We start from the raw sequence: 23,204 nt of genomic DNA, 5'->3' as shown, positions 1-23,204 counted from the left end.
GGTGGACGAAGCCAACATACTCACTCACCTCAGCCGATCGCTTGTCCTATTCATGATCTGGGTTCTGCCACCGCTCCTCTCAGCCCTCGTGGCCGGACTGGGCGTTGGCATCATCCAGGCGGCAACGCAGGTCCAGGATCAAACCTTACCCCTCACCGTGAAGCTCGCCGTCGTCGTCGCCGTTCTAGTTCTATTTTCTCCAGTGCTGAGCGCCCCGCTTATTGAACAAGCCCAGCATATTTTCGCTGAGTTCCCCACTCTTACAGCGAAGTATTAGCGAGTGGAAGGCAGGGCAAAGTCTCTGCGATAGTACCGCCATCTGCCGTCGATGGGGGCGAACCCAGCCGATTATTTGCGGCATTCTCGACTTCTAACATCAGGGCAGGGCGAGCGGGGCCTGTTCCATTGGCCGAAGCAAGCGACTAGCAGATTTCAAATGCCTGGTTTGTCACCCACCGAGACGCAAACACTGATCCAGACTGCTATGGACTTCGTTGTTGCGGCCGGCCTAGGTGCAGCCCGCAGTCTAGGCATCACGTTAGTGCTTCCCGTATTTACGCGACTGCACATTAGCGGGATGATCCGCGGTAGCTTGGCGCTCGTGATCGGACTGCCATGCTTGGCGCATATCAAGGATGGCCTGCAGACGCTAGATCCAGGCACCCGTATGATCGTCGTCGCGTTCATTGGCCTCAAGGAGATATTCATCGGCCTGCTGATCGGCATCTTGCTCGGTATACCACTATGGAGCATCCAGGCGGTTGGTGAGATCATAGATACGCAGCGAGGTGTTTCGAGCCAGGTGGACGATCCTGCGACCCACAGCCAAGTCTCGGCGACAGGTCTCTTTCTCGGGACCGCTGCGGTTACGATTTTCGTTGTGTCTGGAGGTCTGCAGACGATGGTCAGATGCCTCTATGACAGTTATCTGATCTGGCCCATATATCAGCTACTTCCTACCCTGACGCCGCAAGGGGCAACGGAATTTGTAGCGCTCCTCGACCATATCATGCATACGACCCTGCTGGTTTCGGGGCCTGTCACGGCCCTACTGCTCCTGATCGAGATATCCCTCATGTTGCTCGGGCGCTTTGCGCCACAAATCAAGCTCAACGATCACTGCCTAACCATCAAGAATGTCGCTTTTGGCATCATCATGATCAGTTACACCGTCTATCTCATCGAATACATGGGCGCGGAGATCATCCAGTTCAACGGCGTGCTGGAGTGGCTTGCGAAGTTCTTGAAATGAACGGCGCGAGCGAAGAGAAGAACCTTCCACCAACCCCCAAGAAGCTACGGGACGCGCGTAAGAAAGGACAGAGTCCGCGCAGCGCCGACTTTGTCACCGGCGTCAGCGTTTGCGCAGGTTTCGGCTGCCTATACGTTAGAGCGGGCCAGATTGAAAACGGCTGGCAACAAGCGTTGCGGCTAGTCAATAAGCTGCAGGCGCAGCCCTTGGATAGTGCGGTCCGGCAGGCGCTGGTCGGATTGATGGAAATTTCTATTGCGGCAGTTGCCCCAATCATCGGAGCGGTGGTGATTGCGGCTATCTTGGCCAGTGTCCTGGCTAGCGGCGGGCCGACATTTTCTATAGAGCCGCTGAAACCAGGCCTTGAGAAGTTGGATCCCGTCAAAGGGCTGAAAAAGATTGTCTCTCAGCGATCACTTGTGGAGCTCGGCAAGTCACTAATCAAAGTATTGCTTCTCGGTGGAACCCTTCTTCTTGTTGTGGCCGCAAGTTGGAAAGCGCTTGTGTACTTGCCCGTCTGCGGTTTGGCGTGCTTCGGGTTTGTCTTTAACCAGCTCAAAGTTCTGATCGAGATTACGTCCGGCGCTTTTCTGATCGGCGGTTTGATTGATCTACTACTTCAGCGCTGGCTGTTCTTGCGCGATATGCGCATGACGCAGAGCGAAGCGAAGCGCGAGTCCAAGGAACAGGAGGGCAATCCTCACATAAAGAATGAACACCGTCGGCACCGGCGCGAGTCGGCGAACGAGTCGCCGCTCGGTATTCATCGGGCCACATTGATCCTGACCGGCCCCGCAATGTTGATTGGGCTGCGCTATGTTCGTGGTGAGACTGGTGTTCCGGTCTTGGTCTGTCGCGGTGAGGGCGAACTTGCTTCACGTTTGCTTGGTCAGGCGCGGGCACTGCATCTCAGCATTGTCCTGGACGATATGTTGACGCGTCAGCTGATCCAAAAGGCAGCATTGGGGAAGGCCGTTCCGATCGACTGCTTCGAGAGGGTTGCAAAAGCGCTCTTTGCCGCAGGCATGGTCTAGCTCCGCGCGCACGCCACAAATTGCACAACCTGATCTGCAAACGGCGCGATCACGAAGGAAAGCGAACATTGTTTGTAGGATCGTCTGCTTATCGCTGACCGACTGACCAGAATATCAGCCAACATAGCGCCGTATGCTGCTTAGAATTGATGAGCTGCTCATGAACTTCCGATAGAACTCAGTTCTGAGTTCCATGCTCCAAGTTGCCGTGGTCAGTCGGCGTGATGGTCCTGCGGGCCGGAGAGGGAAGCACCGCACGATCGCCACTGGTTGGCACGACAGCTTCATTGCCCAGCAAGTCGCCGGGATCGTTGACCATGACTCCCAGGTTGTTCTGGATGGAGCAGCCAAGCGTTGGATTGAAAGAATTGTCGTCTACCGAAGGGCCAACGATCGAACGCGGTGGGCAGATGGCAGGATGTGCTTCGTAGATAGTCGCCTCGATCCTTACCCCGAAATGGGCGGGCAGACTGATGGCGGAATCGGACAGGCGGATATTCCAAGGGGTAACACCCATCGCGCGGGCATCATGGGCCACTTGCGCAATCAGCCTGGGTGAGCCCGTGACATCGAGATGGAGTGCATCCCGCCGACCGCGACTGGCGCTCGCAACGAAGTCCCGCAGACGAGATCTCTCGACGCGACGAACGCCCTGTAGCAGCAAGACGCTTGTCTTCTGCTCTATCCGGATCGCTCGTTCAGCCTGCCCAGAATAGATCGCAGAACCGTTTGTGCATCCACCTACGCTCGCCGAAATAGCGATCAAGCAATACAGATTTCGCAAGCTCATGCGCTGTCCTCATTCGATGATAAAGTTGGCGCCGCCGTTAGCGCCTGGTTGTGCCTTGGGAGCATCACGGCCTCGCGGCGAACTTGCCAACGTGTTTGTTAAAGTGCGCCCTGCATCCGAGGGTGGACCGATGCGGTCAGTGGGCGCGCTCATCTTGCCAGGACTCGATCCGGGTCGCACGATGTAGGGCGTGACAATAATTACCAGCTCCGTCTCGTCCTTCTGAAACGAGGAAGAACGAAACAGCGCACCCAGGATCGGCATATCGCTCAACCAAGGAAAACGGCCAATGTCCGTGCTGAAATTGCGCCGGATAAGCCCTCCGATTGCAAAGCTTTGACCGCTGGCAAGCTCGACGACCGTATTGGCACGCCGCGTGGAAAGACCGGGTATAGACATTCCATTGACGCTGACTTCACCTACTTTCGACAGCTCGCTGACCTCAGGCTTCACGTGAAGATTGATCTGGTTGTTGCTGAGAACCGTCGGGACGAACTCTAGGCTAATCCCAAATTGACGGAATTGGACTGAGACCTGCCGATTGTCCTGCATGACCGGAATCGGAAATTCGCCGCCTGCCAGGAAACTTGCTGATTCGCCGGACATGGCGGTAAGGTTCGGTTCAGCCAGTAAATACGCGAGGTTCTCGTTAGCGAGTACGTCTAGAACAGCACTGACGTTCGCACCGCCAATGCCGTACCCGGCGCTTGCCGAGCCGGCTCCGCGGGTGGCGCTGGCACCACCGGCTTTGCCACTTTTAAAGCCGAAAACGAAAGGGCCGGTTTGACCCGAGGCAGAGAGGTTAATGCCAAGCTCCTTCAAGGCGGTGCGCGAAACTTCGGCGACGCGCACGCTAAGATTGACCTGAAGTGAACCGGCCACCTGGATCTTGTTGACGATCAGCGCATCCTCACCGAGAAACTGCTCCGTGATCTTCTTGGCGCTGTCGACGAGATCGGGATTTGGTGCCGTTCCGCTAAGAATCGCGCCGCGCGGCGTATAGCTAACTTGGATCGGATAGTCCCCGAGCTGCGCCTTCAGCGCGGCACGCAGATCCTCTATAGGTTGGGTGACGACAACGCGAAGCTCGGCTAGCGCCTCGCCATTATCGTTCAAGGCGAACAAGCTGGTCCGCCCCGAGTGTTTTCCAAAGACGAAGATGGTCGTGTTCGACGGCGCCTGATAGTCCGCGATCGTCGGGTCGGCAACAAAGATGCTCGCAGCTGGCGCTGGGAGATGAATTGTTTTGCCCTGCGAGGAGGAAAGATTCAGAGTTCCCTGAAGGCTATCAGCAGTCGCGCGTGGCGTCCCCACAGTACCAACCCGCTTTACCTGAGCTGTGGCGGCAAAAGGAGATAGTAGAGCGACCATACATAGCGCACAAAAAATGCAGGGAAGAGCGGCAGATGTGACGGCGCTCGGCCCTCCGCGGCTGCCATGATGAGTGTTAGGAGCGAACTTCAAGGGAGCCTTCGCTTTCAGGTTCAATCGATTGCGCAGCGGGCACCTGCGCCAGTTCAAGTGCATAGCCGACGCCGCGCACAGTTGTGATCCGTAGCGTCGCGGCGGACCGGCTCAAATGTGTGCGTAAGCGGTAGATCCCAACTTCTAGGGCGTTGGTCGAGACCTCGTCGTCGAACGCATAGAGGCTCTCCTCCAGTGACGCTCGTGATACGGTGCGGCCAGCGCGGCTGAGCAAATGTTCAAGAATGCACAGTTCGCGCCGGGCGACACTTAATTTCCGATCATCAATTGAAACTTGCCGGCCGATAGAATCGAAATGTAGATTTCCGAATGTAAGGACGGGCGCTGTCATTTGCGGCGATCGTCGCAAAATGGCTCGCATACGAGCGACGAGTTCATCGATAGATATTGGCTTGGGCAGGAAATCGTCCGCGCCGCCGTTGAAGATCGCGATTCGCCTGCCCAGATCGTTCAACTTGCTCACTATTATGGCGGGAATCGAACATCCCTCGCGTCTCAACTGCTTCAGCCAGTCCAAGCCATCTCCATCGGGCAAAACCAGTTCGAGCAAAACAATGTGATAGCTGGCGCAAGCGAGGGCGGTCTCCGCCTCGTCAAGAATGCGGACTACATCCACGGCAAAACCGCAAACCAACAGCGCTTCCTTTACAGCGCGCGCAAAATCCGCATCACGATCAACCACGAGAATTCGCATTCTATCGCCCTTCGCACATCTGTCCCAAAAGCCCAGCGCATTACGGCCGTAAATGAGGTCTGGCCGATCTCAAGCTCCCGTTTCGTCTGACTGTCCGAAGCCCGGACCAATGGCGGAGATCATGGTCGCCGCCGACCAGCGTCACCCGAGCTTGTTCAGCCTGTTGGCGCCTCGCCCGGAATCGCACGCATTGTCGGCGACGCTCAAGATGCCACTTCCGGCTGGAAGAGTGCCTGAATCGTTTCTGGACATCGAGGGCCATAGCAGAACGCTGGCGCATCCGTATGCCTGCAGTTACTGCGGTCATTGACCCGCTGAGGACGGTATCGATACTGCCGCTCTCCGAGCCTGAAGCAAAACGCACGAGACAACGGCCGGATTTCTGCCTGAATAGACACGAGGATTCGACGTTTGAAGCTCCCAAATCGATTGGTCTGCGTCGGTCTTGCTGTGCTGTCGATCTGATGGCTCGCCAAGTGACCCTCAATGCAAGTTGCCAGAAGGCAGATTGCGCCTCTGCAGGCCAATGAGCCAATAGCTACCGGTGACGAACGACCGATCTGGCTCAGACGGGAGGAAGGCTCCCTCCCCGGTGAGATAAACTAGCGAGTTCCAGCAGTCGCTATATTCAGTCATGTCTGACGTCCCCGATGCTGCAGTGTTGTCCAGAAATGTGGCCGCGGAAACAATAGGAAGTGAATCAGCAATCGATTAGGCCGCATGTTGGCGTCGTCATCCATCTGGTTTGAGCGGTTGCGCCGCGTGCAATTCATCTCTCGGCGCAAACGGCGTGGTATCGAAGTTGGTCTAGGAGCGGCAGGGGGCGGACGGAGACAGTCCGCCTTGCTCTCGGTCCGCTCGCAGTTTTCCGGCTGCTACTGGGCAGCGCCGAATCGTACGCCCTGTTGCACAAGAGATCTTTCCGATAGGCCTTCGGCAGGAGGGATCTCGCAAAGCGTCACGCAGTCGCGCGGCGTGATGTTATAGCCTTCAGACATTCGCTATTGTTGCCTAACTCTCAGCAAGTGTTGAAGCGACAGATGCCGCGACTTGTCGCAAAGCCTACACTCTGACGTTAGGTGCGATTCAAGTGGCTTTGACAGTGATTGAACGAATACCAACTCCCTTGCGGGGGCTCCGAACTGCGACGAGCTAACCCGGGCGAGGCCATCGACTGGCACACGGTGGTCGACCTAGTGAGCTCATGTGCCAAAACGACGTCCCGCGCACGAGCAATCAGGCAATCTTTCTTTGCGTTTTGGGCAAGCCATTACGTGCTCGATAGTGCGATAGATCGATTCGGCTCGGACGTCGCAGTTAACAGCCAATCTGCAGCCCGTTGTGTATCCACGTCTTGCATGCCGCCAAATCGTCCTTGAGTTGGCCAGCGACGGACTGGCGAACCCTGCGCACGATATTCCTGAATGCTCCTTCCAGCAGCGATTGCACTATCGGCCTTCAGGTAAAATCGACAAATCCATTGTTTTTATGGACCGCATCCAACTGCTGAATAGATCATGGAGCGGCGCATCGGCGCATGCTGAGGGTTATCACGAGCGATGCATAAACATGAGCCGACTGCTTCAAAGACATTTGCGAACCTCGCACATCAGAAGCAACAAATGTAGGTCGGGCTGACCGGTGCTCCGATGTGTTCGAAGCATGCGAAATGGAACTCGAGCGGTCGAGGATCGCGATAGAGCTGATTGCGGGTGGGCTGAGGCGACATTGCGAGCCTCGTCATCGAGCTCTAATGCGCGGGTTGATAATTGCAGCCTGAACTGTGGCGTCTCATGCATGGCTTCGCCGGGGAGGCCGGCTAAGCCGGCAAATTGGGCGGGAAAGGCGGCGTGCCGAACGCCTGACAAATGGTAGTAGCGACCTCAGACCCCACAAACGAGCTTGTGACGTCGACGCATAGTCGTTCTCCCGAAGGCCGCAGCGCTGATATCCGGAATTCAGCCGAGCCGATTACGATCACGGCACCGGGCAAGTTGGTACGCCCCGAAAGGCATATGAACTTCATGCCAGAAGTTTGGTGTTGGTTTCAGCTGGAGGCGTGAGCACAAGGCCGAGGAGCCGTCGCCGAGATAGCTCAGCAAATAGTTCAGGCGTTCTGTGCTGCGTAATGGCACCCGACGGGAGGCGAGGTCAGCGCCAGCGGCCTGTCACAATGACAGGAGACTCGAAGAAATCTATTTCGTACATGCTTGTTCACATGACGTCGTTCGGGTTCGTCATCCATTCGGAATGAGGTGAGCCAAATGACGATCTTCGTCGCGTTCGCTCTCCGACAATCCTTCGATGACGCCGGCGCGATCCACTGCATTGGGGTTTTGGCTCATCTTCCGTGTGCCATCGAGCCGCGTAATTTGCAATCGCAGACCGACAATCCCCTTAGTTCCGTGTTGATGAAATCGGCAGGCGCGTCCGAGACCGCCCAGCGGTCTTGCCCGAGCATGCACATCGGTCAACCGCGTGACCACCTCCCGGAGGCGATCGGTATCATCGAAGAATTCAACCGCAAGTCGGGACGGCCTCGCCTCTCTCCTGCTTGGTCCCGTACCTGGAGGGGCCGACATAGGCCTGCGCCCTCGCGAAAATGGCCATAGCCTCACCAGTCGATGTCAGCTTCCAGTGCGGATTCGCACGCGCCACGTGCGCGTAAATCGTGCCAAGGGAGCCCTTATTCTCGTCGAGTACAACGAGCTGCATGGTTCCAACAAGCCCTTCGTGAGTAGCGGTGATCAGTGTCGCCGAGCGTGCCTCGCGCATTTTCTGATGAAGGTCGGCGATATCGACAAATTGGAAGGAAGGCGGCGTGTCCATCGGCGAAGGTCCCCGGCAGCCCGACGGAAAGCCGCGCTTGGATCGATCACAGCCGAGCTCATAATGTCGGGCGGCAGATGATTTCCAGCGGCTTTGGCCCTATGACGAATATTACGATTCGTGGAACGACTTCGACCGCAGCGATACCTATTCCTCTTATTGTAACGGGGTGCACCATTGGAATCTCTTATTTCTTAGTGTCCCGCAGACGATCACCATCGCAAATAGCTATTTACGTGAGATCTCGGGCGGGCGCCTCAATTCGGCAAGACAACATAGGCAGTCGGGTGACGCTTTCAGCCGGCGCGGCAGCTTCGCCACGAAGTCGTCTGCGCTCGACAGCGATAATCGCAGCTGACGGCAATTTCCAGGCTGGCCAGTCCCGTTCCATGCAGCCCATCAGGCTCAGCGGTTTCTGTCAGTTCAAGCTCCGAACCTTCTCCATATCCCCTATCCGGAGCCGTCTGCCGACCTCCGTCGTGCTTCGCGCGAGCGGGCCTTTGCGACTTTGCGCGAGATCTCCACGACAGGCGCTATCGCCCACTCTCGAACCTCTGAGAAGTGCCTTCGTAGGCTCAGCGGCCGATTAGTTGACGGCGCCCTTCGCCTTCATCGAGGGCTTCAACAGTCGAAACCGTCTCCATTCCGTCATCGGATATGTCGCCCCGATCGAAATGGAGCGAAAAAGCAGCCTAACCCTGTCCACTTTTCTGCGGGAAATCACTCAAGAGGTCAGCTTCAAATCAGGTCAGAACGGTAGCATCGAGCGCGCGATCGCCTCTCGTCTTACGGCAGAAGTGAAACTTGTAGGCCCGGGAAGCACTGTCCCGTTTGCATCGGAGATGAGTATGAGGGGCATTGACGCCAGCGGAAAGTCGCCCGTCTCGGAATCTGGCACCAACCAAGGCGAAGACGCCGAAGAGTCTCGCGCTGAACCGTCATTCAGTTCTGCCCTGGAGCGGGCGCGTCAAGGCTCGGCAGCTTGCTCCTCGCGCATCGTGCCAGGCAATTCGGGTGTCTTATCGGAAAGGTCAGTTGGTCCTTCCCTCGGCGCAAATCGAATTTTCGGAGCTGCGCTGCGGGGCGCAATCGGTGCGGGCCCTCGTCGAGTCCGCTCCTTGCCCGATTCTGACTCGTCGCATTCTGAGGAACTGCGGCACGATAATCGAGAGGCTGAAAGTGCACAAACAGGCTCACTCGAGCCGCGCACGCAATCGGAGTCCGACTGTGGACCTGCAAGGTGGCGGATCGATGATGTATCCACGCAGACGGTCCATGGCCCAAGCTCGCAGCGACCTTTTCAATCCTGCGGTGGCGCCCCAAGTGGGGACGCGCGCCCCTTGCGTTCGGGAGGTCAGCCCTGGCGCGGCGACCGAAGTGGCGAAACCTCGCAAGGAGGTGCGCTCCCGCCACATGCGTTTGGCGCCGCAGTGGCGGGGAACTCGCGAAGGGGCGGGCTCCCGCCGGATAGGCAATCCGTCTCCGGCGTCAGTCGCCGAGGAGGAGGGCCGCGGATCGACAATGCGGCTGCGCAGAACGCTCAAGGTGCAATCTCGAGAGCGCATTCCAGACGTGCAGATGAGCTTAACGCGGCCCTTAGGGAGATCGCTCGCGCGTGCGACATCTCTGCTTTTTCTGATGTAGCGGTGCATCGCAGCAATCAGCTGCAAGGACCAGACGCCGCAGAGTTCCTGCAAAGGGCGGCCACCGATTTCGTTGCTCGTTTTGTCCCGCAGCTGAGAGAAAATGTCCAGTCATTGTGGGACTACGCGAGGACGTGCAACGAGGTGAGCAAGGATGCCGCAGGCGAGGCCGGTATAGACGCTTGCAAAGCCGTGGCGGCTCAGGTGTCACGGCTCGACAAGGCGCTCATGAACCGAATGGGCGACTCCCGCGCCCTTTCTCTCCTCGCGTTGTCCTTCGGTCGCCACCGACGGCAACCAAAATGCCGCGATGGAATTCTGAGCATCGCAAAATATTGTTCCGATGGAGAGCGGGCAGTCCAAGACGTCGAGATTCAAAGTCTGGCATTGCTGGCCACCGGCTTCAGCAAGTGGCCGGCAGAGAAGGCGTGTTTTCAAGCCACGACCGCGATCGCCCGCGAGGTTTGCACCCGCGGCCACCTATCTGATTATAGTTCGCAGCACCTGGCGAGCTTTGTGAACTGTTTCAGCAAGTGGCCGGGAGGCGAGGAAACGGGGGGAGCCGCGGTGGAGATCGCACGTGAAGTCCTTCTGCGCCAACTTCCTGAGTTTGATCTGCAGCAACTGGCAAACCTGGTGAACGGTTTCAGCAAGTGGCCGGAACAGGAGAACACGAGCCGAGCCACAGAAGCCATCGCCGGTGAAGTCATTGAGCGCCGATCCCGATCCTCACGCTTTAACGAGCAACAGCTGGCGAGCCTGGTGAACGGTTTCAGCAAATGGCCGATAGGAGAGGACACAAGCCGAGCCGCAGAAATGCTCGTCGGTGATGTCCTTCGCCGACTTCCTGACTTTAATCCGCAGGAGGTGGCGAGCCTGGTGAACGGTTTCAGCAAATGGCCGATAGGAGAGGACACAAGCCGAGCCGCAGAAATGCTCGTCGATGATGTCCTTCGCCGACTTCCTGACTTTAATCCCCAGGAGGTGGCGAGCCTGGTGAACGGTTTCAGCAAGTGGCCGATAGGAGAGGACACAAGCCGAGCCGCAGAAATGCTCGCCGGTGAAGTCCTTCGCCGACTTCCTGACTTTAATCCGCAGGAGGTGGCGAGCCTGGTGAACGGTTTCAGCAAATGGCCGATAGGAGAGGACACAAGCCGAGCCGCAGAAATGCTCGCCGGTGAAGTCCTTCGCCGACTTCCTGACTTTAATCCGCAGGAGCTGGTAAGCCTGGTGAACGGTTTCAGCAAGTGGCCGATAGGAGAGGACGCAAGCCGAGCGGCAGAAATGCTCGCCGGTGCGGTCCTTCGCCGACTTCCTGACTTTAATCCGCAGGAGCTGGCAAGCCTGGTGAACGGTTTCATCAAGTGGCCGACAGGGCAGGTCGCGAGCCGAGCGACAGAAGCGATCGCCCGTGAAGTCCTTCGTCGCCGACTTCCTGACTTTAACCCGCAGGAGCTGGCCAACCTGGTGAACGGTTTCAGCAAGTGGCTGACAGGGCAGGACGCGAGCCGAGCCACAGAAGCGATCGCCCGTGAAGTCCTTCGGCGCCGGCTCTCTGATTTTACTCAGCAGGGGTTGGCAAACCTGGTGAACGGGTTCAGCAAGTGGCCGACAGGGAAGGTTACCAGCCGAGCAACAGTGGAGATCGCCGGTGAAGTCCTTCGGCGCCGGCTCTCTGATTTTACTCAGCAGGGGTTGGCAACCCTGGTGAACGGGTTCAGCAAGTGGCCGACAGGGGAGGTTACCAGCCGAGCCTCAGTGGAGATCGCCGGTGAAGTCCTTCGGCGCCGGCTCTCTGATTTTACTCAGCAGGGGTTGGCAAACCTGGTGAACGGGTTCAGCAAGTGGCCGACAGGGGAGGTTACCAGCCGAGCCTCAGTGGAGATCGCCGGTGAAGTCCTTCGGCGCCGACTCTCTGATTTTACTCAGCAGGACCTGGTGCAGCTGGTGAACGGTTTCGGCAAGTGGCCGACAGAGGAGTACACGGGTCAAGCCACAGAGCTGATGGCTGGTGAAGTCCTGCGCCGCCAACACTCCGATTTTACTCAGCAGGGTCTGGCAATGCTGGTGAACGGTTTCAGCAAGTGGCCGACAGCGGAGCACACGAGCCGAGCCACAGAAGTGATCGCCGGTGAAATATCTCGGCGCGCACGCTCTGATTCTACTCCGCAGGATTTGGCAAACCTGGTGAACGCTTTCAGCAAGTGGCCGGAACAGGAGAACACGCGCAAGGCCTGGTGAACGGGTTCAGTAAGTGGCCGGCAGAGGAGCGCATGGGGCAAGCCGCGGCCGCCATCGCCGGTGAAGTTCTTCGACGCCAGCTCGCTGACTTTACTCCGCCGGCTCTGGCCAACCTGGCGAACGGCTTCAGCAAGTGGCTGGACGAGGAGACATGTCGCCAGGCGCTGGTGGACATCGCGCGGGGACTCGGTCGGGGCAAGCACCGGTTCGGTGCCTTCACCACGCCTCAGCTGAGCATGCTCGCTCATGCTTTGGCCCGAAGCGTCATGGCGGCAGAGGACAGCGCCGAGATGATCGAGACCGCGCTGCTGAAGGATCGGTTGCAGAAGCTGGCCCACCATCTCCACTATGCAGATGATCGCCTCAAAACTGCTGACGTTCTGAGCATTTCCAACATCCTCAAGGCCCTGGATAAGACCCGCCTGGTGGACGATCTCGGTCTGCTCGCCCGGCCAGGACTAAATCGGCTCGAGGAATTGTGCCATCAACCTACTTTTGATGCGGAGAACAATCTCGAAACCATGGGCAATCTCTGTGTCGCCGTGCTGCCGCTGGCGCGCAGTTCGCAGAAAGAACTGCGCTGGCACCGTAGGCCGGCGCTCAACCTGCTGAACAACATCCAGGGTGTGGTGATAGACAAGATCACGGCGCATCTTGGCGCAAGCGATGCGGAGCGGACCCGTGGCCCGCTTGCGAGCCGCTGCCCCGCCTTGTCGATCTATCAGGTGCTAAAGACCCGTGCGGTCCTCGAGCGGTTGTACAGACGGCCCTATGTCGAGGGCAACAAGTCTGATCTCAAGACAAGACAGCAGGAGCTGCAGGCCGGCACGAAGGATATCCTGCACCGCACGCGCGAGCTGATCGAACGCGACCTGTCCAACATGAGCTGGAATCTGATCGCGCAGATCGAGGCCGACAGCCCGCTTGATGCGCTGGATTCGTTTCTGGCGGAGAATGCGGCAACAGTCCAGGCCAACCGTCCAGCGTCCCAGTTCAACGTGCATCAGGTGTTGCAGGAGATGGACCACGAGCCAAGACCGCCGCAGGGGATGGCGGGACAGATGCGGCTGCTGCCGGTCGTCGACCTGCAGGGGCGACTCGTAGCGACGGAGCCCGAGACTCGAGATTCGACAAAGCCCAAGACTCGATATTCGGTGTTCCATCGCATGACGCAGGGGCAGGTCCCGGTGGTCGCGGTGCAGCTACCGGCAAAGCCGAGCGCGTTCATGCTGGCGCGGACGCTCACCGTCGACGGCGTGCCCTACCGCATGGACTTGTTCGGCGGCAGCAAGTTGAAGCCACCGAGAGTGACGCTGGCGCAAATCGCGGCGCGCGGGCCAGACGACCCCAGAGTTGAGCCGTCCGGGGGAAAGCTGTTGGCCATCCCCTACGCCGACACCGCCGCCGGCACCGACTTCGAGCGGCTTTCGCGCGCCTGGGCTCCGTTCAAGGAAGCTTACTTCTATACGCAGCGCCGAGGCTTTGCAGCACCACCGGCAATCGACGGTCTCGGTCCCCGCGACTCTGCGCTTGAGGGTTCGTTCAGCCTAGCGCTGCTGCCGGATCGCCCAGCCGACGAGGCGCATCCATTCAGGCTCAGCGGAGCGCACGGCGAAATCGCGTTGCGCCCGCATGATGGCTGCGGCTTCATCAAGACCTCACTCGCCCAGCGCATGCCGGCGGTTCGGCGCGTCTGCGACCAGGACAGTCTGGAGCGAGTGCCGGCCCATGGTGAGGGACGCAGAGCGTCGCTGCCCGCCTCGGCACTGCAACACTACCCGCGCAGCGAAGCGGTGGCCGATGAGGCGCGCAAGTTGGCCATGAGCTGGCTCGCGGGCCGAGAAGGACAAGAGCTGAACTCTGAAGACGTCTACCGCACAGTGACTTGTGGACACATCGATGGCCCCAGCGCGGTCGCAGTGCCCTCTAGTGATGGCCGCCTTCACGTGCCGACGCTCAAGAGCGAGACCATGACAGGGACGCAAGGCGTGCTGATCGGGCGGTCGCCATATGACAAGCCCAACCTCCGCCCATTCGCGGCGGCACTGGTCGGCTCGAGCGCTGATGGCGACCCGACCGCAATATTCCTCGATTGGTGCGTCGCTATCCAGTACAGCTTCAATGTCGCTGAAAAATCCAGCGGCGAACTGGCCGCCGACGATCCGATATTGTTTGCCAAGGGTATTTTGATCGTGGTGCCCGACGAGATGTGGCCGGCCACCTTCGCCGATCGAGGGTTGGTGCTGTCTGCCGAGGACATCAAATGTCATTCGCACTGGACGACGGTCAAGGACCGCGCCAAGGCGGACAGCTTGCTCGACTGCGTCGGCATCTTGCAGGCGACCGAGGTATTCGCTCCGGGTTCGTTGGTTGCAGTCCCGCCCGCGGAACAGAAAAAGCTCGATGGCGACTTCGACGGTGACGCAGTCATTATTGTCGGCGACCGGCCTCAGCTTTATCAGCATGTCCGGCAGTTCGACCAGACCGAGCAGACGCGCGGCGTGCACTCGCTCAAGCCGCCCAAATCGCACACTCCGGCGATTGAAGGCGAGCAATACCAGTTCAGCCGCGCAAGCCAGATCCTGGCCGCGACGCAAAATGTCTTGGGGACCTATACTGGCCTGCAGCGAGACTTTCTGGCGCAATCCCCAGAGGCACGGCGCTGGTTTGCCGAGCGGGCTATCTTCGGGATCTACGAGGGCATCCACCACGAGCTCAGGCGCGAGATTCGAGTGCTGCTAACCCAGGACGAGGTGAGCCGGGAGGACATCGAGGACAGGCTCGAGAAGGTGGGCCGCGAGATCGAGGTCGCAGATCATCCGGTCGCCCGTGAAATCGCCGATCTGCTCATGGCCGATCTTGAGGCGTGGGCGACCCACGAGGAGGTCCTGCCCGCAGCCGGCGAGCGCGGAAACCACGGGAGGCCGACGGTGAGCGAGGAACTCTGCGAACTGTTCCCCGACCTCGCGGCGGCCTATCCAGCCACGGCTCAGCCACGAGAACGCATCGAGCTGATCATCGATCACTACCCGGCGCGCATCGAGCCGCGGCCGGATGGGTACGTTGCCGATGACCTCGTGCAAAGCGCCAACAATCTCCTGAGCCTCGGCATCAAGGTCGGGACCGACGCTTATAAATCCGATACTGGCGCCCGCCTTTTTGCGAAGAAAAGCCAGCAGCTTCAGCGGCTGCTGCAGCAGACGCCGGGGCTGAACGCGGTCCCTTACACCAAAGGTCTTGCCGCAGCCATCAACCAGGGCAGGCTTGATGTCGATGCGACCTTGGCGAATCTGAAGGGCAATCCCACGCTGGCGGCATCAGTTATGGAAGCCGCGCTCAAGCTCGCTGTGGAACGAGGCATTTTGCCCGAACCGTCCGACCGACGGCTTGCCAGCGCTGATTCCGACACGTCGATCACACTGACCCGCGAAGAGGCCACCGCCCGCGCCAAAAGTGAGGCCGATCGCGCGACAATACAAGAGGTGACAATTACGGCAACCGTACGTGAGGTAATCGAACATCTTGGACAACACGACATTCGGATGAACTTGCCCCATTACGATCGACGCTTGAGATCGGAAGCCTCGATGCAAGACCAGCTCACCGGCATCAGCCGTCTCTCAGGGGACGCTTCACAGCTGATCAGCAACGCCGTGCGCCATATCTTCGAAATCCCTGAGAGACATTTCACAGCTGGTTTCAGGAAAGCAGTGCTGGCCTTCGAGGAGCATGGCTACACCGAGGTCAGCACAATCAACCGGTTCAGGACACTCAATCCGAGCTTTGTCGGAATCAAAACCATATTCGCCACGCCGGAAGATTACCGCTTCGAGGTGGAATTCCATACGCCAGGCAGCTACAAGGCCAAACTTGCCAATCACGACACTTACAAGATGCTGCAGCGAGGCAGCAGAGAGACACCCGATCAATCGAGAGTCGAGCAGCTCGAGCAGCGCGCGCGCGACATCTGCAAGCAGGTCACGGTCCCCGATGGGGTCTGGGACATTCCCCATTGGAAAGCCGAATCCGTCAGCAGAGCCGGGGCCAGCGCTGCGCCTATCCAACGGGCAGCACGGCCATATATGGCAAAGACGTCTCCAATGGCCGACGAGATTGTTGCCGCCCTGGGCGAGAAGTCGGTCGTGCTCGTCGGAATGCCCGGCGCCGGGAAATCCAATATCGGTGACAAGCTCGCCAAGCGGCTGGGACTGAAGTTCATCGATTCCGACCACGTGGTCAGCGGCAAGACCGGCGCAAACTCGATAAATGAGATCTTCGAAAGGTATGGCGAGCAGTACTTTAGGGAGCTTGAGGAGCAGGCGATCCCGCAATTGCTTGCGCAGGGGCCCGTGGTGCTCGCAACAGGGGGAGGCTCCTTCGTCAACGAGAAGACCCGCAAGTGCATCGGCGAGAAGGCGATCTCGATATGGCTCAACACGGACCTCGACCTGATCATCCGACACTTGGCGAAAGACAGGACACGCCCGCTGCTGCAGACCGAAAACCGAGAAGAAAAGATGAGGGAGCTGATGCGCGAGCGTGCCCCTATCTTCGGACGAGCCGATCTCAGAATTGACCTGACAGACCGGAAACTTAACAAGAGTACGGATATCTGTCTGAACAAGCTCCACGAGAAGCTTCGCGCTGGCATTTCTGTCGAACCGGAGCATCCGAGGAGCAGCGTGCGGGTGCTCCCAGCGGCGCTTTAGACAAGGGGCTCGCAACGAGCGCATCGAGCACCATGGATGTGCCGCAATTTGCCCAGAACGGAGAGCGCTCACACAGCACCGCTTCTCACAGACGGTTGGCTCGTCGTCGTCGTACCGTCCGCTGGCGAATCGGCTCGAGAACTATTGCAGCCAGTCAACGTGCGGATTCCGACGAAGCCGGCCATGCATTCCAATTCGAAGCCGGCCGGGTATTCCGATCTGATGCCGGCCACCCGTGGCGTCGTTCGCATGGGTCAAATTCATGATGTCGTTGAGGGCTGGGAAGGTCAAGAGACCGGTTGATCTTGAGCAGGTTGCTTCTTCTTCCTGAGGCTCTCTCCTTTGAGTTCGATGCGATAGGCATTGTGAACGAGCCGATCGAGGATCGCGTCGGCGATGGTGGGGTTTCCGATGATTTCGTACCAGCGATCGACGGGCAGTTGGCTGGTGACGATGATCGAACGCGATTCGTATCGGTCCTCGACGATTTCGAGCAGATCGCGGCGCTGGTCGGCGTCGAGAGGTTCTGGTCCCCAGTCGTCCAGGATCAGCAGGTCGAGTCGTGCGATCGCCCGCAGCATCCTGGTATACCGTCCATCGGCGCGGCCGAGTGCGAGAGCGGCGAACAAGCGCGGCACGCGATGGTAGGCTACGGCGAAGTCATCCCGGCAAGCCTTGTGGCCGAGGGCGCAAGCAAGCCAACTTTTGCCGACGCCGCACGGCCCGGTGACGAGGAGATTATGCCTCGCCCGGATCCAGTCGCCGGCGGCGAGTTTTAGAAAGAGCGCGCGGTCGAGCCCGCGGATAGCGCGGTAGTCGACATCCTCGACGCAAGCGGCATGACGCAGCTTGGCGGCGCGAGCTCTGCTTTCAAACCGCTTTTGCTGACGCTGCGTTTTCTCCTGCTCCAGGAGCAGGGCCAGCCATTCGGCATGTTCGAGGCTGCGCGCTTCGGGCTGAGCATCAAGCTCCTTGAAGCCTTTGGCCATGCCGTGGAGACCAAGATTTTGCAGCAGGTCAAGCGTGGGGTGGGTCAGCATGCTGGATTTTCCTTTCAATGGAAGTAGCCTGGGCCGCGGAGATTGGGATGGTCGACGACGGCGTCATCGGTGGCGCGAGCGCTGCGGTCGAGCTTGTTGGCGATAATCGAGGCGATGCTCTTGTAGGTCAGCGCGCGAACCGCAACCGCTCGGGCCGCGATCAGCTCGGCGCGTTCCGGATCGAGATCCTTGAACAGCCGAAGCACGCCCAGACAGGTCCGGAATCCCTGTTCGGGATGAGGCCGATTGGCCAGGATGGCGAGGACGAGACCGTCGGTGTTTAGTCCGATCGATCGTCCCCAGCGACGGAACCGCTCGGGAGTCCACTCGGCGTAACGTCGATGCGCGCTGGGCATGTGGTCGGGATCAGTGCCATGCCGGCGGCCGCCGTAGCGGCGCTGGTGAGCAGCAACACGCGAACCCCGATGGAACAGTTCGATGGTCCGGGTGGTGGCGCGAACGTCGACCTGCTCCCGGATCAGCCCGTGGGGAACAGAGTAAAAGAACCCATCGATCTCGACGTGATAATCGAGCGAGACGCGGGCCACGCGCCATTCCGCAAACTGATAATCGGCATCCGGCAGCGGCGCCAGGACAGGCATCTCGACCGTCTCGAACAATCGTCGACGACTAACGCCGAGCCGGCGCATGATGTGCGCGTTGATCCGCTCCAGCGCGGCGGCGATGGCCGCGTTCGCCTCGGCCAGCGAGAAGAAGGTCTGCCGGCGAAGCCGCCCCAGGATGTAGGTCTGGGCAAAACGCACCCCGGCTTCCACTTTTGCCTTATCCCGGGGTTTTCGTGGCCGTGCCGGAAGGATGCCGACGCCATAATGGGACGCCATCATCCCGTAGCTGCGATTGATTTCAGGATCGTAGAACGAAGCCCTGTGCACGCCGGATTTCAGATTGTCGGGAACGACCAGGCGTGGCACCCCGCCAAAGAACCGGAACATCCGGACATGGGCCTCGATCCAGTCCGGAAGTGTCTGCGTCCAGGTCGCCTCGGCGTAAGTGTAGTTCGAGGCGCCAAGCACGGCGACGAAGATCTCCGCGTCGCGCACAACCCCGGTTTCGCGATCGACGATCATGATTTTTTTGCCGGAGTAATCGACAAAGACCTTGTCACCGGCCGGATGGTCCTGCCGCATCGTCGGAGACAGACGCCGCTCGAATTCCCGGAATAAATCGCAGAACCGGCTGTAGCCATATCCTTCCGGGTGAACCGCGCGGTACTCTTCCCAAAGCACCATCAGATTGACGCCAGGCCGCTTCAGTTCGCAGGCCAGCGAGGCCCAATCTGGCTCGACGCGCCGACGGAAGCCGCGCCTGACGCCGGCGTGGGCAAATAGGCGCTGTTCAAGAACGGCATCGGTCAGATCGCCCGCCAAAGGCCAGGTCAGCCCGGCAGTTGAGGCGCGCTTGAGGATTGTCCTGGATCGTGCTGCGCGCCACCCCGAGCGTGCGGCCGATCTCCCGGGCGCTCACCCCATCACGGGCAAGCCGCAGCATTTGTCGTATCTGTCGCATGGTCAGTTCTCTCTTGGCAGGCATCCGCTTCCCCCGTTGATCAACGAGGGACTTGATGCCCGAGGGACTGACCCAAACGAAAACGCTGCCTTCCCGAAAAACCGGCCGGCTTCAGGTCGGAATGCCGGCCGGTTTTATTTCGGAATCGTGGCCGGCTTCAAATCGGAACGGGGGCCGGCTTCAGATCGGAATACCCGGCCGGAATAAATCGGAATCCGCATGTGCGGATTCCAATGATCGCGCGCAGCTATTCCAATCTGCTGCCGCGCAGCGTTCTGATCTGATCGCGCGCAGGTGAAGCACCCGATCGTTAGGGGTAATTGGCCTATCGTTAGCCCGTGGTCAAGCGGCTGTCGAAGAGATCACGGTGTCGCTCGACGGAGCTAAGCTGACCGGACGCGCACCCCCAACGGTGCCGTAGCGGCCGGTCAGCTTCGCGGGCTGCAGTCTCGGTCCTCATCGACCGACCGCGTAATCAAGGCCGAGAAAGAACGGGCGGGCGACGCATGGAGTCACCGTTCAGTTCAAGCCTATGAGCGTTGTGAAGCAGGCGATCAAGTATGGCATCAGCGTAAGTCGTGTCATTTATAAGCTCATGCCATTTGGCAATTGGAAGCGGCTGGTGACGAGTGTTGACCGACGGCCGTAGCGGTCTTCGAGGATTTCGAGCAGATAGTGGCGGGCATTGGCGTCGATGGCCTGGAGGCCCCAATCATCGAGTCACGTTGAGTTCGACCTGACTGGACGACTGGGGACCAGAACCTCTCGGCGTCGACCAACGCCGCGATCTCTGCGCCATGGCGCCGGCCCATTCTTTCGCGGCTCAATAGCTGGGCTATGCACTCCCCTGCCGACGCTTCGCCGACCCTCACGGATGCCTACGCACGGCTCGGGGCCGACGTGGATCGCTACTCCTTCATCGTAGTGGCCTTCCACCACCTACTCCGTGCCGGTCTCCCGGCGCACCAACTGTAATGCTAGAGCGTCACTAGTTTTACGGGCGAAACAAATGGTCCGATGATGTTGCCGAGATCATCAACCGGCACTTCGAAGTGGCCATCACCACTTTTCTGGATTTCCACCGAAACAACCTTGGAGGCCGCCAACAAAGTTTTCGAGGGCGCGTCTTCCGACGAGGCGTTTGGCCGTGAGGCGTTCCGGCCAGCGCGACCTGATGGAACGCATCCGTGCTCTCGGCGCTCGTCTGGTGTTCCCCCAATGCTACGATCCGATCGTCAGTGGGAGAACGAGTCCCAGATGCCGCGCGCCAAGACGATCTTGATTCCTCTGCCAGGAACTATCTTCAAGCAAGCCAACACTTGGAAGGGAAGCGGCTGATCGAGCGCCGCTTTCATACGTCATTTTTTCCGTACGGCAATCCGGCGTTTATGTTAGCCGCAGAAACACCTGATCCTCATGGCCTGCCGGCCCTAATGTTGCCGCGTAGTTCACGCCGTTGAGACGAAACTTTGTCTCCGGCTGAGACGCACTCGGCAGCAGGTTATGCAAGTGCATTCCTTGCATGAAGTCTTCCGACGCCCATTGGGGGCCGTGCTGGAAGTCCAGGGGGAGGTACATTGATAGATTCGGCAGCGGACCCGGCTCGCAAGCCGACCGATCTGCCGGGCTTGAACTAGATGCCACTCCCAACGGCGCGGGTTCATCAGCATTCAGTAGCCGCCAAATCTCCTTCGGAGAGAACTGCTCAAGATCTAGAGCGAAGTACTCTGGACCGGCGGGGACTGGTGACGGGATGGATCGATCATCCAGCATTCGCTGAAGCTCGCCTGGAGAGAACTGCTCTGGATTGAAAGTAAACTCTTCTGGATCGACGGAGAGCGACTGGGCAGCGTGATCGTCCTGTCGTCCGCGAAGCTCGTCATGCAAGTCCCTTTCCAGTCGCTCAAGCTCCGCTGAAGGGACGGAGACTGGGGACGGGATGGATTGATCATTCAGATGATCCAGCACTCGCCGAAGCTCCTCCGGAGCAATCTGCTGTGGATAGAACGCGACGTGCTCTTGGACGAAAGCCGACGGGGCGGATTGATTATCCCGCCGTCCCTGAAGCTCCTCTCGTCGAGTGTCAGCTTCCTGCGACCCGCTGTGCTTCGCAGCGGTGGCGCCGACGCGCCTCCGCTCCATCACTGCCGCCTCTTCGGGATTGATGAGGGCCACGTTCAAGGCGTGAAGATTCAGCTTGGCGCGCCGTATGATCGGCGCGGCTCCTGACCGCAAGGTCCGGAGATGGTCTAATGCCCTAGTGAGGAGCCTGGGATCACCCTTTCCGATGTACTCGGGCACGTCACTGCCATTCAGCGAATTACTGTCGAGCCGAGCAACAATGCTCAGTTTCTTTTTTGCGAAGAGCCAGCGGCTAAAGCCAACAAGAGAACTTACATACCGCTCGGCAGTGACTTTGGCGCTCCCGTCCTTGATGAGGGCCTCCCCAAGCCCCGAAATCGCGGGAGCATCCTCGGAATAAAGAGGCCGCCTGTCGTGCCGTATCACAACCCCCGTTGACTGAGCCGGCCGCAGCGCCGAAGATGGCGGCATTGCTCCACCATCTTCACCTAAATTGGCGATCTCGCTCGGCTGCCGCTCAATGGCAGCCGCTTGTGGATTGTTTGTGGTCCTCGGCCTCTTCGCTGCTCTCAACCCAGCTGCATCACGCTCATCGTTGATGAGGAGCTCCTCGCTTGGCAGGATGTCGCTCCTGGCGATTGCACCCATCAGCCCATTGGGGGACTGCTGGCCGTCGCTAGACACATTGGGACGGAGGCCACCGCGCGGCCCCCGATCGGGCATCGCGACACCGGCTAGGCGCGCCTGGTGCAATTGCTGCTCAAAGGCCCCTTGGCCGACGTCGCTCACTTCAGGCTCGTGCGAGACAGGAGGCTCAACCTGCGGCCAACCTCTCACATTGAATGAGTCAAAATTGTGCGGGTCCATTCCAGCCTCACGTTTACAAATCACCTGAGCAACCTTACTCGGGCAGGCTTTCGAAAACCTGACGAGGCCGTCGCTCGTGAAGTAATGCATCGCCACATTCGCAAGAAACGAGCCGGCCCCGCGGCTCTCAATGGTCAATCGTAACCGGTATGAGCTCCCACGTCTGCGGCGATCAGGGGGCGTGCGTAGCGGATCGGCATCCAGTATTGGCGCGTCCTCGACAGCTGCTGGAATATCGACGTTACGGAGAAAGTGGCCGGTCTCGGGGTCCCTCGGTGGCAGTCCGAGCAGTGGATGGCCCTGATCGTCGCGACAGTGCAGCAGGATGGGCAGAACCAGGCCGTGATTGACGTTGCCGGCGTCCAGCAACGGCGCCCACGCCGGCAGCCTGAGCCGCATCGCGGCGTAGAATCCCTGACACCAGGGTCGCAGATCGACGTCGCCATTGGGTTTGCGCCGGTGCATCGGCTCGAACTGGTCGGGCGCGGTCGTAAGGACGTTGCTGATGTCGTAATGGCGCAGCGCGATAGCGGAGAGCGCCGCGAACTCCGGGGTGTCGCCGTGGTTGAAAGCATCGGCATCGATGGCGAGCAGCGGACAGATCCAGTCGAGCGGACTCATCGACACCGGTCCGGCCACGATCGCGGCGACATAGCCGTCGATCATGGGGATGCTGGTGGCTGCAGGATGCCGATCGACGCGAGCCTGCAGCCACCGATCGAGCTCCGCAAGGGGCATCGCGGCGGCCGCCATCGACGACGAAGCCTTGTGACGACGCGGGCTCATGGGGCGATCTGTGCGGTGCGCTGGTGCGCCGCCTTCCAGTTCCAGGCGAGCAGTTCGTGCAGCTGATAGCTCTTGGTTCGCCCGGACACATGCGCTCCAGCACGTCGGCGAGGTAGGCCTACGGATCGAGCTCATGGAGCTTTGCCGTGTTCACGATCGACGGTGCCCTCGAGGGCCGAAGGGTGGATTGTGCAAGCGTCGTCGGTCAGATAACTAGAGGCCGAT

At 59.5% G+C, this 23,204-nt stretch carries 11 protein-coding genes and 4 pseudogenes; 6 read left to right on the top strand and 9 right to left on the bottom strand.

The features are described 5' to 3' along the window. The first annotated feature begins 1 nt into the window (after position 1). From GWG67_RS33180 to GWG67_RS33170, 3 genes are all read left to right on the top strand, one after another. Positions 2-277: an EscS/YscS/HrcS family type III secretion system export apparatus protein gene (locus tag GWG67_RS33180; protein ID WP_275173712.1), complete on the top strand. Its 276-nt coding sequence runs from the start codon at positions 2-4 to the stop codon at positions 275-277. Between the two features lie 159 nt (positions 278-436). Beyond that, on the top strand, positions 437-1,252 hold the full coding sequence (gene sctT, locus GWG67_RS33175) for a type III secretion system export apparatus subunit SctT (protein WP_275173711.1): 816 nt from the start codon (positions 437-439) through the stop codon (positions 1,250-1,252). Further along, the gene (locus tag GWG67_RS33170) at positions 1,249-2,286 is read left to right on the top strand and encodes an EscU/YscU/HrcU family type III secretion system export apparatus switch protein (protein WP_275173710.1); all 1,038 of its coding nucleotides are present in this window, start codon (positions 1,249-1,251) and stop codon (positions 2,284-2,286) included. Before sctT ends, GWG67_RS33170 begins: the two co-directional genes overlap by 4 nt. 178 nt (positions 2,287-2,464) lie before the next feature. Here GWG67_RS33170 and GWG67_RS33165 read toward each other — a convergent pair whose 3' ends face one another. From GWG67_RS33165 to GWG67_RS33150, 4 genes and pseudogenes are all read right to left on the bottom strand, one after another. After that, positions 2,465-3,076 carry a CpaD family pilus assembly lipoprotein gene (locus GWG67_RS33165; RefSeq protein WP_275173709.1) on the bottom strand — a complete coding sequence of 204 codons (612 nt, stop codon included), beginning with the start codon at positions 3,074-3,076 and terminating at the stop codon, positions 2,465-2,467. Positions 3,077-3,085: 9 nt separating this feature from the next. Beyond that, positions 3,086-4,447: a type II and III secretion system protein family protein gene (locus tag GWG67_RS33160; RefSeq protein WP_275173708.1), complete on the bottom strand. Its 1,362-nt coding sequence runs from the start codon at positions 4,445-4,447 to the stop codon at positions 3,086-3,088. A gap of 76 nt (positions 4,448-4,523) precedes the next feature. Next, positions 4,524-5,255 (bottom strand): response regulator transcription factor, encoded by a 732-nt coding sequence (locus GWG67_RS33155; protein WP_275173707.1) that lies wholly within the window; start codon positions 5,253-5,255, stop codon positions 4,524-4,526. Between the two features lie 2,237 nt (positions 5,256-7,492). Next, positions 7,493-8,084: pseudogene (locus GWG67_RS33150) on the bottom strand (FMN-binding negative transcriptional regulator). Between the two features lie 385 nt (positions 8,085-8,469). Here GWG67_RS33150 and GWG67_RS33145 point away from each other — a divergent pair. The 3 genes and pseudogenes from GWG67_RS33145 to GWG67_RS33135 form a co-directional block, all read left to right on the top strand. Continuing rightward, positions 8,470-8,674: pseudogene (locus GWG67_RS33145) on the top strand (IS6 family transposase); the annotation flags it as partial. A gap of 1,197 nt (positions 8,675-9,871) precedes the next feature. Beyond that, the gene (locus GWG67_RS33140) at positions 9,872-11,968 is read left to right on the top strand and encodes a DUF1601 domain-containing protein (protein WP_275173706.1); all 2,097 of its coding nucleotides are present in this window, start codon (positions 9,872-9,874) and stop codon (positions 11,966-11,968) included. Positions 11,969-12,000: 32 nt separating this feature from the next. Beyond that, positions 12,001-16,677 carry a shikimate kinase gene (locus GWG67_RS33135; RefSeq protein ID WP_275173705.1) on the top strand — a complete coding sequence of 1,559 codons (4,677 nt, stop codon included), beginning with the start codon at positions 12,001-12,003 and terminating at the stop codon, positions 16,675-16,677. Positions 16,678-16,964: 287 nt separating this feature from the next. Here the strand turns inward: GWG67_RS33135 and istB are convergent, their stop codons facing one another. The 5 genes and pseudogenes from istB to GWG67_RS33110 form a co-directional block, all read right to left on the bottom strand. Continuing rightward, positions 16,965-17,717, bottom strand: coding sequence for an IS21-like element helper ATPase IstB (gene istB, locus GWG67_RS33130; protein WP_275173704.1), 753 nt, complete (start codon positions 17,715-17,717; stop codon positions 16,965-16,967). 14 nt (positions 17,718-17,731) lie between these two features. Continuing rightward, positions 17,732-19,244 (bottom strand): annotated as a pseudogene (gene istA / locus GWG67_RS33125) (IS21 family transposase). 475 nt (positions 19,245-19,719) lie between these two features. Then, positions 19,720-19,964: pseudogene (locus tag GWG67_RS33120) on the bottom strand (ATP-binding protein); the annotation flags it as partial. A gap of 257 nt (positions 19,965-20,221) precedes the next feature. Next, positions 20,222-20,350 (bottom strand): hypothetical protein, encoded by a 129-nt coding sequence (locus tag GWG67_RS33115; RefSeq protein ID WP_275173703.1) that lies wholly within the window; start codon positions 20,348-20,350, stop codon positions 20,222-20,224. Between the two features lie 280 nt (positions 20,351-20,630). After that, complete coding sequence (locus GWG67_RS33110) at positions 20,631-22,979, bottom strand: UPF0149 family protein (RefSeq protein ID WP_275173702.1); 2,349 nt, start codon at positions 22,977-22,979, stop codon at positions 20,631-20,633. Between the last annotated feature and the right edge of the window lie 225 nt (positions 22,980-23,204).

This window comes from Bradyrhizobium sp. CSS354 (assembly GCF_029051725.1).
GTDB lineage: Bacteria > Pseudomonadota > Alphaproteobacteria > Rhizobiales > Xanthobacteraceae > Bradyrhizobium.
Note: the sequence above shows the minus strand (reverse complement) of the source record. Positions and strands in the feature narration are given on the sequence as shown.